Annotated in this window: 12 protein-coding genes; 4 read left to right on the plus strand and 8 right to left on the minus strand. The window is 69.6% G+C overall.

From position 1 onward, the window contains the following. Nucleotides 1-23 precede the first annotated feature (23 nt). Both AB4Y91_RS12705 and AB4Y91_RS12710 read left to right on the plus strand, forming a co-directional pair. A complete protein-coding gene (locus tag AB4Y91_RS12705; RefSeq protein ID WP_441418825.1) occupies nucleotides 24-695 on the plus strand; it encodes a potassium channel family protein in 672 nt (223 codons plus the stop codon). After that, nucleotides 696-1466, plus strand: a complete 771-nt coding sequence (locus tag AB4Y91_RS12710) for a potassium channel family protein (protein ID WP_441418826.1) — start codon at nucleotides 696-698, stop codon at nucleotides 1464-1466. 61 nt (nucleotides 1467-1527) lie between these two features. Here AB4Y91_RS12710 and AB4Y91_RS12715 read toward each other — a convergent pair whose 3' ends face one another. The 4 genes from AB4Y91_RS12715 to dut all read right to left on the minus strand — a co-directional run bounded on the left by AB4Y91_RS12715 (nucleotide 1528) and on the right by dut (nucleotide 3955). Next, entirely contained in the window at nucleotides 1528-2232 is a 705-nt protein-coding gene (locus tag AB4Y91_RS12715) for a DUF3159 domain-containing protein (protein WP_441418827.1), read from the minus strand. Next, nucleotides 2229-2636: a hypothetical protein gene (locus AB4Y91_RS12720; protein WP_441418828.1), complete on the minus strand. Its 408-nt coding sequence runs from the start codon at nucleotides 2634-2636 to the stop codon at nucleotides 2229-2231. Before AB4Y91_RS12720 ends, AB4Y91_RS12715 begins: the two co-directional genes overlap by 4 nt. Then, nucleotides 2629-3345 (minus strand): DUF3710 domain-containing protein, encoded by a 717-nt coding sequence (locus tag AB4Y91_RS12725; RefSeq protein WP_441418829.1) that lies wholly within the window; start codon nucleotides 3343-3345, stop codon nucleotides 2629-2631. The genes AB4Y91_RS12720 and AB4Y91_RS12725 overlap by 8 nt, the downstream gene beginning before the upstream one ends. Nucleotides 3346-3424: 79 nt before the next feature. Continuing rightward, a complete protein-coding gene (gene dut, locus AB4Y91_RS12730) occupies nucleotides 3425-3955 on the minus strand; it encodes a dUTP diphosphatase (protein WP_441418830.1) in 531 nt (176 codons plus the stop codon). A 120-nt stretch (nucleotides 3956-4075) separates the two neighbouring features. Here dut and AB4Y91_RS12735 point away from each other — a divergent pair, with 120 nt between their 5' ends. Continuing rightward, on the plus strand, nucleotides 4076-4561 hold the full coding sequence (locus tag AB4Y91_RS12735; protein WP_441418831.1) for a DUF3093 domain-containing protein: 486 nt from the start codon (nucleotides 4076-4078) through the stop codon (nucleotides 4559-4561). Between the two features lie 57 nt (nucleotides 4562-4618). Here AB4Y91_RS12735 and AB4Y91_RS12740 read toward each other — a convergent pair whose 3' ends face one another. Next, nucleotides 4619-4918, minus strand: a complete 300-nt coding sequence (locus AB4Y91_RS12740; RefSeq protein ID WP_138769577.1) for a DUF4193 domain-containing protein — start codon at nucleotides 4916-4918, stop codon at nucleotides 4619-4621. Between the two features lie 324 nt (nucleotides 4919-5242). On the opposite strand from AB4Y91_RS12740, the gene sepH reads away from it, so the two are divergent. Continuing rightward, nucleotides 5243-6664 carry a septation protein SepH gene (gene sepH, locus AB4Y91_RS12745; protein ID WP_441418832.1) on the plus strand — a complete coding sequence of 474 codons (1422 nt, stop codon included), beginning with the start codon at nucleotides 5243-5245 and terminating at the stop codon, nucleotides 6662-6664. Between the two features lie 25 nt (nucleotides 6665-6689). Here the strand turns inward: sepH and AB4Y91_RS12750 are convergent, their stop codons facing one another. From AB4Y91_RS12750 to AB4Y91_RS12760, 3 genes are all read right to left on the minus strand, one after another. Continuing rightward, nucleotides 6690-7895 carry an alkaline phosphatase family protein gene (locus AB4Y91_RS12750; RefSeq protein ID WP_441418933.1) on the minus strand — a complete coding sequence of 402 codons (1206 nt, stop codon included), beginning with the start codon at nucleotides 7893-7895 and terminating at the stop codon, nucleotides 6690-6692. 79 nt (nucleotides 7896-7974) lie between these two features. After that, nucleotides 7975-8718, minus strand: a complete 744-nt coding sequence (locus AB4Y91_RS12755) for a DUF5998 family protein (protein ID WP_441418833.1) — start codon at nucleotides 8716-8718, stop codon at nucleotides 7975-7977. A 33-nt stretch (nucleotides 8719-8751) separates the two neighbouring features. Beyond that, nucleotides 8752-11499 (minus strand): bifunctional acetate--CoA ligase family protein/GNAT family N-acetyltransferase, encoded by a 2748-nt coding sequence (locus AB4Y91_RS12760; protein ID WP_441418834.1) that lies wholly within the window; start codon nucleotides 11497-11499, stop codon nucleotides 8752-8754. Nucleotides 11500-11574: the final 75 nt, after the last annotated feature.

An 11574-nucleotide genomic window follows, 5' to 3' on the forward strand; every position in this document is an offset into this window, starting at 1 on the left:
CACAGAAGCTTGAGGAGGCACGTGTGGCGCACTTCGTGATCATGGGTTGTGGCCGTGTCGGGGCAACCCTGGCGCACACACTGGAGGACGCCGGCCATTCGGTCGCGATCATCGACCAGGACGACCGTGCGTTCCGCCGGCTCCGGACCGGTTTCTCCGGCCGCAAGGTCACCGGCGTCGGCTTTGACCGGGAAACCCTCAAGCAGGCCGGGGTCGAGGAGGCCTACGCCTTCGCTGCCGTGTCCAGCGGCGACAACTCCAACATCCTGGCCACCCGGGTGGCCCGCGAGACGTTCCACGTTCCGCACGTCGTGGCGCGGATCTACGATCCGGGCCGCGCGGAGATCTACCAGCGCCTCGGCATCCCCACGGTCGCGGCGGTGCGCTGGAGCGCGGACCAGGTGCTCCGGCGGATCCTTCCGGAACAGCACCTCGCCGGTGATTTCCGCGACCCCTCCGGCCGGCTGGTGCTGGCCGAGGTGGACGTGGACTCCGGCTGGATCGGCCACCCGGTGTCCGCGCTTGAAAAGGCCGCCGACATCCGCGTCGCCTACCTCACGCGCTTCGGCGAGGGTATCCTCCCCGGGCCCGGAACCTCGTACCAGGACGGCGACACGGTCCACGCCATGCTCAGCGTGGACCGCACCTCCGAGGTCGCCCACATTCTTGCCAAGTCCCCCGCCAAGGAGTCCTAAGTGAAAGTTGTCATCGTCGGGGCGGGCAGCGTCGGTTCCTCGATCGCCCGTGAATTGCTGGCCCACAAACACGAGATCCTGCTGATCGACCTCAAGCCCGAGGTGATCGGCCGCAGCGGGCTGCGCGGCGCGCACTGGCTGGTCGGCGATGCCTGCGAGCTCAGCACCCTCAAGGACGCCCGGCTGGAGGACGCCGACGTCGTGGTCTCCGCGACGGGCGACGACAAGGTGAACCTTGTGGTCTCGCTGCTGGCCAAGACCGAGTTCGGTGTGGGACGGACCGTCGGCCGGGTGAACAACCCGAAGAACGACTGGATGTTCGATGATTCCTGGGGCGTCGACGTCGCGGTGAACACCCCGCAGCTGATGACAGCCCTCGTGGAAGAGGCCGTGGAGATCGGCGACCTGGTCCGCCTGCTCACCCTGCAGACCGGGGTGTCCTCGCTGGTGGAGTTCACGGTGCCGCATGATTCGCACGTGATTGGCCTGACCGTGGGCGACATCGACTGGCCGGAGGATGCGACCCTGGTGGCGATCCTGCGCGACCAGGCGCCCATCACGCCGAGCCGGGACGACGTGATCGACGGCGGCGACGAGCTGTTCTTCGTCACCACCATCGTTGCCGAGGACGGGCTGCGGGCCCTGCTCTCGGCCCCGGAGTCCGAGGTCGAGTCAGCCGGTGAACCTTCGAGCGCCGGCCAGCACCCGGTCAACGCGGACCTGCATGGCCGCGAGACCCAGCCCGCCGGCGACGACGGCTTCGACGGCTGAACCGCCCAACTGGCTCGCAGTTGTTGTCGTTTTGACCGCTCAAAACGACAACAACTGCGGGTTAGTCGGCTTCGCTCGGCTGGTCAGCCGGGGCCGGCGCGGGACGGGTGAGCAGCCAGGCGACCCACATGCCCAGGATGTACAGCGGCGCGCCCATGATGAGCCTGGTGGTGGCGAGGCCTGCGAGGCCCTGCTCCCCCATCAGGTACAGCGGGACCTGCACGATCAGGCGCAGGGCCAGGACCGAAATGATCACCCAGGTGCCGATCCGGTAGGCCTTCACCCGGGCCGGATGCTTGCGCCAGTCCAGGCCCTCGTTCCGGATGAAACCGAACAGCAGCCCGGCGAAGGGCCAGCGCACCGCGATGGAGATCGACATCGCAAGGATGTAGCCGAGGTTGGTGAAGAAGCCCAGGACGTAGAAGTCCTCGGCCTTGCCGGTCGAGTTCGCGAGCCAGGCTGATAGCCCGACGCCGACAATACCGGCCAGCGCCTGCGTCAGCGGCTTGCGCTGGATCAGCCGGGCGACGGTAAACGCCGCGGCCACCGCCAGCGCGGCGATCAGGGCCAGCGGAAGTTCACGGGTCACGGTGAAGGCGATCAGGAACACCAGCCCCGGAAGGATGCTTTCGGCGATGCCCTGGACACCGCCGGCGCTCTTGAGCACGTCGATGTTGCCGTTGCTGGTGCGGTGCAGTCCCGCCTTCGCCGCGTAGCCTTCGGCGAGCTGGGCCACCGAGGGCTGCTGGTCTTCGGGCGTGCTCATTGTTCCTCCAGGCGGGAGAGTATTTCGTAGCGCGGATTAAACATGGTGGGCAGCCCGTCCCGGACAGTGACCATGCCCTCGAGCCGTAGCTCCAGGCCGGCCTTCACGCCGGGGATGCGGCGCCGTCCCAGCCAGATCACGCGGAGCCGGTCGGCGGCCGCGGCAGGCCGCTTGCGCCGGACGCCGGGCTGGCCGGCTTGGGCGGCCTGGACCGCAGAAGCGGCCGGCCGCGCCTTGGCCGGCGGGGCGTCATGGTCGGTGACGATGGCTGTGAAAGCTGCCACCTCGCTGGCCGGGGCATAGGTCACAGATTCAATGAAGCCGCGGCACAGCACACGTCCGCGCTCGGGCAGCCCCCGCACGGGGACAGCTGCGGCAGCTTTCTTGCCGGCGGCATCAACCAATCTGGGTAGTCTCCGGTCCGCGCTCGGGTTGCTCGAACTCCGGGGCACCCTGCGGTGCCGCGACGCCGGAGTCCCGGGGAAGGCGGAGCTGAAGCAGCTCGCGCGGCGGCATGGGGCTCTCGCCCCGCACCACGACGATCTGGCGGAACAGTTCCTCGAGTCCGGCGGCGGCGTCGCGGTCCAGTGCGGCGTCTCCGCCGAGGACACCGCGGAGGAACCAGCGGGGGCCGTCGACGCCGATGAACCGAGCCACCCGATAGCCCTCGCTGCCGTCGCCGGCAGGCAGCTTGGCGACGAGCTCGATGCCGAAGTGGCCCTCAATCTCCTCAACCTGGCCGCCCTGGCTGCCCACGGACTGGCCGATCTGCTCACGGATTTCGTCCCAGAGGCCTTCGGAGCGGGGCGCGGCGAAGGCCTGCAGCTGCAGGCTCGAACCTTCCAGGTCCATGGTGACGGCCACGACGCGCTGGGTGGCTTCCTCGACCTCAAGGCGGAGCTGCAGCCCTTCGCGCGGGGCAATCAACAGGGCGCCGAGGTCGACGTAGCCGTCCTGGTTGTCGATGTCCGCGACGTCATGGGGACCGGCGCTCCGCAGGGCGCCAGCCGTGCCCTCGGCGGGCGCGCCGGCGTCAACAGCTGCGTCCTCCCGGGTGTCGCCGGTGTCCGTCAACTGCTCCTGCTTGGCTTTCCTGCCACGCCCAAAAACCATGGTGTTGTCTCCTTAGTTGTGATCCTGTGCCAGGCGCTCGGCCTCGGGACAGGGAACAGATGCGTCAAACGGGCGGGGCTCAGGCCCCGGGGGCGCCGAAACCGCCGGTGGAGCCGAAGCCGCCGGCGCCGCGGACCGAATCGCTGAGCTCCTGGACGGGCACGAACTCCGCGTACTCCACGCGCTGGATGACCATTTGTGCAATTCTATCGCCGCGGCGCAGTTCAATCGCCTCGTCGCGGTCAGTATTCAGCACAGTCACGGCGATCTCCCCGCGGTAGCCCGCGTCCACCGTGCCGGGTGCGTTCACCACGGTCAGGCCGTGCTTGGTGGCCAGGCCGGAACGGGGGTGGATCAAGGCGACAAAGCCGTCAGGAAGCGCGATGGACACCCCGGTGGGCACCAGCCGCCGCTCCCCCGGCCCGAGCACAACGTCCTCGCGGGCACGCAGGTCCGCGCCGGCGTCGCCCGGGTGGGCGTACGACGGCGGCTGCAGGCCGTCGTCGAGCATCTTCAGCTGCACCGTCAGGGTGGGGGCTCCGTAGGCCGGAAGGCCGCTGGCCGAGGGGTCTGCCGCCGGGGTATTCACGGCAGTGGTTTCTTCAGTCACAGTTCCCCACTGTAACGCCCGCGGGGAGGATAGACCTACCGCGCCGCCGCCCCCGGTGTCCGCGGGCGGCGGCCTGGCGGCCAAGGTGAAATGGCCCGGGAAAAGTGGAAAGCTGGGCTCATGCCCGAATCCAGCGCAGCCATGCCGGCCTCCAACAGCACCCCCAACGACGCCACCGTCCTGTTCAGCGAAAAGCTTTGGCCGAATTTCTGGATCTGGCTGGTGGCTGCCGGGCTGGCCGCGGCCGGCATCCTGGTGTTCGCGCCGATCAGTATGGCCGCCGGCATCACCGCCGCCGTCGTGCTCTTCACGATCCTGACGGTGTTGCTGATCGTGTCCACGCCGTCCATCACGGTGACGGCCGCAACGCTGCGCGTGGGCCGGGCGACGATTGAACGCCCTTTCGTCGGCGAGGCCACGGCCTTCCGCGGCGCGGAGGCGACGGCGGAGCGCGGCACCCGGCTCAACGGCCTCGCCTTCATGTGCATCCGCGGCTGGATCGACCCGGTGGTCCGCATCGAGATCACCGACCCCTCGGACCGCACCCCGTATTGGCTGGCGTCCACGCGGCACCCCGACGAGCTCGTCACGGCGCTGTCGCGCTAACAACCCCGGCTAACAACAGCCCGGGCCGGTCCCAGGCCGGCAGGAGGGCGGCGGCCCTTAGCCCTCGCAGTCCTTGCAGTACTTCAGGCCGTCCTTTTCGCGGGCGATCTGCGAACGGTGGCGGACCAGGAAGCAGGAGGCACAGGTGAATTCGTCTGCCTGGGCGGGCAGCACCCGGACCAGCAGCTCCTCGCCGGACAGGTCGGCGCCCGGGAGTTCGTAGCCTTCGGCGAGGTCGGTTTCGTCTTCATCGACCACCGCGGAAGGCTTGTCCGTACGCCGCGACTTCAGTTCCTCGATGGAGTCCTCGTTAAGGTCTTCCTCAGTCTTGCGCGGCGCATCGTAGTCTGTCGCCATTAGTTGTTGCTCACACTCCGCATTCGTTGGGTTGGTCCGCCTCCGCCGCACCGGCGGGGCTGGTAGCCCCCGCCCCGGTCCGGGTTCGGTTCACCGATGTCAACGCCGGACAATCGCTTTTTGTGCCCGATGTCGGGTCATTTTTGCCCAAACCCCTGCCGAGCGCCAGAGGCCAGTGGTCCGGCGGCGGCGCCGTCCGCTCCGGACGGCCCCCATCCGGCGGAAAGTCGCGGAAAATCACGGCGCGCCCTCCCTCCTAACCCGAATTGGGACCCAACGGTGGCAGAGTTTCGAATGTTAGTAATGCCAGGGTGGAGGATTTGTATGCAGGATCTACGGCTTGTAGGCGTCCACGACGACGGGGAGCATCTCCTGTTGAGTGGCACCGGCGGCGAGATGTTCCAGCTGCCGATCGATGAGGCTCTTCGGGCGGCTGCGAGCCGGACGCCGGCGAGGGCTGCTTCCGGCGGGGGCGCGGAGCCCATTGCCATGTCCCCCCGCGATATCCAGGCCAGGATCCGCAGCGGTGCGACCGCCGCGGAGGTGGCCGCTCTTTCCGGCATTCCGCTGGCCAAGGTGCAGCGGTACGAGGGCCCCGTGCTGGCCGAACGCGAGTACGTCGCCCAGCAGGCACGCAAAATCGAAGTGGCCTCCCCTTCCGCGGGTCACGACAGCTACCGTTCCTTCTTCGGCGACCAGCCAGCGACCTTGGACGACATGGTCATGCACCGGCTGCGGGCCCATGGAATCGAGCCTTCAACGGTGGAATGGGACTCCTGGCGACGCCCGGACGGCAGCTGGAACGTGGTGGCCCGTTTCGATGCACAGCCCGGCGCCCACGCCGCGATCGGTGAAGAGCCGCCGGCCATGTGGACGTTCAGCCCGGCGCGCAAGTCGTTGCAGAACGCCAACCGCTGGGCCCAGCAGCTCAGCGAACTCGAGCCGATGGACGGCCCTGTCCCGGCCCGCCGCCTCTCGGCGGTTTCGGACCGGCCCTTTGATTTCGAGACCGATGCGGAAGCCGCGGCACGCAGTGCCACGGCGCAGCTCAGCATCGTTCAGCAGCACGGAGTTCAGCAGGAGAAGGACGCCGACGGGCTGCTGGACATGCTCCGTTCCCGCCGCGGGCAGCGTCTCGGCCTGGATGAAGACGCCGACGACGCCCTGGCGCTGCTGCTGACAAACGGTGTTCCCGCCGCCCACCCGCGGCCGTCCGAGGTTCCGTCGCTGAACGAGACCGAAGACGACGTGGTGGAGGTTGAGGCGTCCCGGGAGGACGAGCCGGCAGAGGAAGCAACCCCGCCCGCGGCGTCAGCCGAACCGCATTCGATTCCCAACCCCGACGCCCTGACCCGACGCCGGGACGCCCGGCCGTCCATGCTCTCCCGCTTGAGCCTGGCGCCACGGCACCAGGACAATAGCGAAGACGACGCGCTGAAGCTTCACGACGGGGTCAGCACCGAGACCCGCGAGATCACCATCGCGGCCTCGCAGCTGCGCCCGGTACGCACCGGTCCCACGTCCAGCCCCGGACTGGATGAGCTCCTGGGCGGCGGACCGTCCCGGCGGGCGCAGAACGAGTCATTAGCGGCATCCCGCAGCGACGCCTCCCGGACCGAAGCCTCCCGGAACGAAGCCTCCCGGAACGAACGGGAGCCTGAAACGCCGGAGCGCCAGCCCTCCAAGCCCAAGCGCTCCAGTGTGCCCAGCTGGGACGAAATCGTCTTCGGCACCCGCAGCGACTAGGGTCTCCGCCCCGCCAGGGACCAAATCAGCGGCGCGGAGCTTTGTTGGCGGCCTTTCCGGCGGCCTTGGGCCCACCCGGCTTTCCTTCCGCGGCGAAGCACAGCAGCGGTATTTCGCGCTCCGCCTTGGTCAGCGAGCCGTGCTGCCCCACCACCTCCAGCGCCCTGGCCTGGACCCTGCGGGTGTCGTAGAACGCCAGCGCGTCGCGGGCAGCGATCATGATGTCGCCGATCCGCGGCCCGACCGGGCCCCGGACCTCGCCGAAGAGTCCTGCAGCCACGGCCTCTTCCCGGGTGAAGGCCCAGATCCGGTCACCGAAACGGGCCTGCCAGGCCTCCAGTAGCCGCAGCCGGCCGGCGTCGCCGGCTCCATCCTCCAGGTAGAGGTGGACCATGCGCGGCTCCCCTGCCGTGTGCCGGACGCCTGCGATGAGGTCCGGCTCGGCGGAATAGTCGATCCGCTGCGATTCCGGCACGTCGAGCATGCCGTGGTCACCGGTGACCAGTACGGTGGTGCCGGCGGGGAGGGTGGCATTGAGCCGGCGGACGGTCGCGTCGAGCTCTTCGAGCTGGTGTTCCCACTGCGGCGACTGGCAGCCGTAACGGTGCCCTGCCTTGTCCAGTTCGTGGACGTAGAAGTACATCAGCGAGCTGTCCGCCCCGGCCATGGCTTCCGCCGCGGCCGCGGTCCGGGCGTGCGAGGTGGTTCCGGCCAGGAAGCGTCCGCCCCGCAGCGCGGCCTGGGTCATGGCAGAGTCGCTGAACCGCGGCAGGGCGACAGTGCTCACGTCGACGTGCCCGGCGGCCCGCTCGAACACAGTGGGCAGGGGCTGCCAGAGCTGAGGGTCGACGCCGTCGTCCCAGTTGCCCAGCATATTGACCACCCGGTCCTGGTCCGGGTCCAGCACGTCGTAGCCGACCATCCCATGCTGCCCGGCGGCCAGCCCGGTCCCGAAACTGGCCAGCGACGCGGCCGTGGTGGAGGGGAAGGCCGCATCGAGCCACACCGGCACGGCTCCCTGGCCTGCCTGCAGCACCGACCGCAGGAACGGGGTGTGGGCGATCTTCTGCTTGAGCAGCTGCCGGCCGAGGCCATCGGCCAGGACGACGCAGACGTGCTTTGCCGAAGGGAGGTTCAGCCGGTTCTGGAAACCGGGGACGCCGAGGCTGGCCGCGGCGCTGCTGAGCACCTCCGCGATGGAACGTTCCCCATAGGCCGGGGACGCGGGCATCCCGGCGGGGCCGCCGGGAGCACGGACGGACGCCTGCGGCGAAGGCAGCGGGGACCCGGAGGCGCGGACCGGCACCATCTCAGCGCTGGTGGCCGCGGCTGAGGCGGTTTCCGAAGACGCCGGTACGCGGGCGCGGCGGAAGCGTGGGGACACCGTGCGGCGCGGGGGCCGTGGAGCCGGTGTTCACGGCCCGGAGTGCGCGGGCGAAGAGCTTCGCGTCCTGCACGGCCTGCAGGCCGTCGGCTTCGGCGCTGATCCGCAGCACGATGTCCTCCTGCGCGATCGTGCCGCTGTAGCCGTGGTCGGCTTCGCACTGCGGGTCACCGCAGCTGGCGGGGCCCATGTCGAGGCGCTGGCCGCCGGACCAGGCGATCGAGAGGGTCAGCTCACGGACCGGGTCCGAGGGCTTGTAGTCCTGCGGCTGGGCGTAGACGTAGCTGAGCACCACCGAGCGGATCTGCGTGACGGGGACGGACTCGGTGGAAACCTGGGCGACGATCTGCTCGCCGGCCTCGTCGAGCTGCTGGTCGTCCACATGGGTGATCACCAGCATGTCCTCGGTTAGCACGAGCACGGTGATGTGCCGGCGCACTTCGGCACGGTCAAAGTGGGTCTCGAGGTGGACCAGGTGGGCCACGCAGTCGCGGCCGTCCAGGGCGTCGGCGACGACGTCGGCGACCAGGCGGGGGTAGAAGCCTGCCTGCTGGAGGGCGCCGTCCAGGCTTTGGCCCTGCGCGCTGTGGTCGTGCAGGCCCTGGTGCGGGGAGCCGTGGCGGCCGGAGACGGACGCCTGGGGCTGGGATGCTGGAGGCTGGGAACTCATGGCTCCCATTTTCACAGATCGGCTGGGGACATGCTAACTGCGCATGGCCCGCCTGGCCGTGTCCGTGCGCTGGGCGGCGTTGGCAATCCGGACGTCGGCGGCCAGGATCACGGCGCCGTCGGGTCCGGCCAGCACCGGGTTGAACTCCACCAGGGCGATCTCGGGGTGGTTGTCCTTGAGCCTGGTCAGCCGGGCCGCCAGGTCCTCGAGCGCGGCTGCGTCGACGGCGGGCAGGCCCTGGTAACCGAAGAGTTTGCGCGACGCGCGGGGCGCGCGGATGAAGTCGTGCACGTCGGAGCCGGAGAGCGGCGGCACCCGGTGGGCCCAGTCATCGAGGAGGTTCACGGCGTCGCCGGCCAGCCCGAAGGACACCACCGGGCCCAGCAGCGGGTCCTCGATGGCGCGGAAGGTGCAGGCTTGCCCCACCGGGGCCATCGACTGGACCTCGAGGGACGGTGAGCCGTAGCGCTGCAGCGATCTGCGCATCTGGGCGATGTTGCGGCGCAGCGAGTCGGCGTCCTGGATGTCCAGGCGTACCCCGCCAAGGTCGAGGCGGTGCCGCAGCGCCGGGTCCGTGGTCTTCAGCGCCACCGGCCAGCCGAGCCGCTCCGCCGCGGCGACGGCGTCGTCTTCCGACTCGAAGCCCTCCGAGGGCAGCACCCGGATGCCGTAGCGGCCCAGCAGCTTCGCGGCGGACGGAGGGTCCAACCGGACCAGCTGCTCGCCACTCACGGGCCGGAGCAGCTCCTCCAGGTCCTCGTGGGCGCCCTCCGGGTCGCAGCCTTCGGGCTCCACAAACAGCCCCTGGTCGCGGACCACCCAGTGGGCGTAGCGCACCACCGCGGCGAGGGCGGCGACGGCGGCCCCGGGGTTGGAGTAGCAGGGCACCCCGGCGGCCGGTTCCGCAGCTGTGGCTTCCGCGGCGGCTCCCGCGGCCGCGGATCCCGCGCCGGCTTCGGCGGGAGCGCCGACCATGCCCTCGACGTAGATGGACGGATCAAGAAGGCCGGTGAACGCGGCAACCACAGGCTTCCCTGCGGCCGCCGAGCACTCGGCCAGCACCGCGCCGATCTTTTCGACGGTCAGCCCCCGGGCCGGCAACAGCGCGACCACGACGGCGTGCACCGAGTCGACGGTCAGGGTCTCCTGCAGGCTGCGGCGTAGTGCCGGCAGCGACCGGGACATGCCGGCGTCCAGGTCGACGTCGGCCACGATGCGCTCCACGCCGAGACCGGCCGCGGTGGCCCGGTCGGCCACCACCTTGCCGAGCGCGCTTGAGTTGCTGAACACGGCCACGCCGGGCCCCTTCGGCAGCGGCTGGCTGGAGACGATCTGGGCGACGTCCATCAGCTCTTCAATGGTCTCCACCCGGATCACGCCCGCCTGCCGCATCATGGCGTCCAGGGCCTCGGGCGGCGCCTGCGTGGTGCGCACGGCGTGGCCGGGAGGCAGGTTCAGGCCCATCGCATCGGACTTGGCCACGATCACCGGCTTGGTCCGCGCGAGCCGCCGGGCCAGCCGGGAGAACTTGCGCGGGTTGCCGATCGATTCGAGGTAGAGCCCGACGGCGGTGGTGTCGGCGTCGTCCTCCCAGAACTGCATCATGTCGTTGCCGGACACGTCGGCGCGGTTCCCGGCGGAGAGGAAGGTGGAGATGCCCACCCGGCGGCGGCTGGAGGCGGCGTAGAGCGAGACGCCGATCGCCGCGGACTGGCTGAACAGGCCGAGGCCGCCGCGGCGCGCCAGCGAGGGAGCCATCGAGGCGTTGAGGGACACGGCGGGGTTGGTGTTGACGATGCCCAGCGAGGCCGGGCCGATCACGCGCATGCCGTTGGCGCGGGCCTGGCGGACCAGGTCGCGCTGCCGGGCGAGGCCGCGTTCGCCGTCGTCCGCGTAGCCGGCGGTGGCCACCACGATCCCCTTGACCCCGGCTTCCCCGCACTCCTGGACCACCTTGGGCACCTCGTCATACGGGACCGCGATGATGGCGAGCTTGACCGGTCCGGGGACCTCGGAGAGCTTGGCGAAGGAGAGCATTCCGGCCAGTTCCAGGGCCTCGGGGTTGATCGCGTAGACCGGGCCGGTGAAGCCGCCCTCGATGATGTGTTCCAGCAGTTGGTAGCCGACGGTGCCCCATTTGCGGCTGGCACCGATGACGGCCACCGAGGACGGGGCGAGCAGTTCCTGGATGCTGCGGGCCTCGGCGCGGTGTTCGCGGGACTCCATCACGGCCCGGGACTTGTCCGTGGGGTCGATGTTGAACTCGAGGCTCACGACGCCGTCGTCGAAGTGCCGTTTGACGTCGTAACCGGCGTCGGAGAAGACCATCAGCATCTTGCGGTTCTCCGGCAGCACCTCGGCGCTGAACTTGCGGATGCCGTTTTCGCGGGCCGCGGCGGCGAGGTGTTCGAGCAGGATGGAGCCGATCCCGCGGCCCTGGTGCGCGTCGGCGATGTTGAACGCCACCTCCGCCTCTTCCGGGTCGTCGAGCCGGTCGTAGCGGCCGATGCCCATGATTTCTCCGCCGATGGTGATCACCAGGGCCACCCGGTCCTTGTAGTCGACCTCGGTGAAGCGCTTGAGTTCCTTGGCGGACAGCTTGGACTTGAAGGCGAAGAAGCGCATGTAGATCGACTTCTGCGACTGGCCCACATGGAAGGCCTGCACCGCGTCGGAGTCGGCGGGGTGGATGGGGCGCAGGTGCGCTGTCCCGCCGTCGCGCAGCACGACATCGGCTTCCCAATGTTCCGGATATACGCCGTCCGCGGGCTGATCCACCATAGGCTTAGCCTAGCCATAAACTTGAGCTGCCCGCCGTCATCGCGCCTCAACAGCCACGCAAGTCCAACGCACCAT

This window comes from Arthrobacter sp. YAF16 (assembly GCF_052113385.1).
Lineage (GTDB): Bacteria > Actinomycetota > Actinomycetes > Actinomycetales > Micrococcaceae > Arthrobacter.

Excerpts from the sequence above, each read along its gene's own strand:
- AB4Y91_RS12715 (WP_441418827.1), bottom strand. The coding sequence starts at position 2,232 with ATGAGCACGCCCGAAGACCAGCAGCCCTCGGTGGCCCAGCTCGCCGAA.
- AB4Y91_RS12725 (WP_441418829.1), bottom strand. The coding sequence starts at position 3,345 with ATGGTTTTTGGGCGTGGCAGGAAAGCCAAGCAGGAGCAGTTGACGGAC.
- AB4Y91_RS12735 (WP_441418831.1), top strand. The coding sequence starts at position 4,076 with ATGCCCGAATCCAGCGCAGCCATGCCGGCCTCCAACAGCACCCCCAAC.
- AB4Y91_RS12740 (WP_138769577.1), bottom strand. The coding sequence starts at position 4,918 with ATGGCGACAGACTACGATGCGCCGCGCAAGACTGAGGAAGACCTTAAC.
- sepH (WP_441418832.1), top strand. The coding sequence starts at position 5,243 with ATGCAGGATCTACGGCTTGTAGGCGTCCACGACGACGGGGAGCATCTC.
- AB4Y91_RS12750 (WP_441418933.1), bottom strand. The coding sequence starts at position 7,895 with ATGCCCGCGTCCCCGGCCTATGGGGAACGTTCCATCGCGGAGGTGCTC.
- AB4Y91_RS12755 (WP_441418833.1), bottom strand. The coding sequence starts at position 8,718 with ATGAGTTCCCAGCCTCCAGCATCCCAGCCCCAGGCGTCCGTCTCCGGC.
- AB4Y91_RS12760 (WP_441418834.1), bottom strand. The coding sequence starts at position 11,499 with ATGGTGGATCAGCCCGCGGACGGCGTATATCCGGAACATTGGGAAGCC.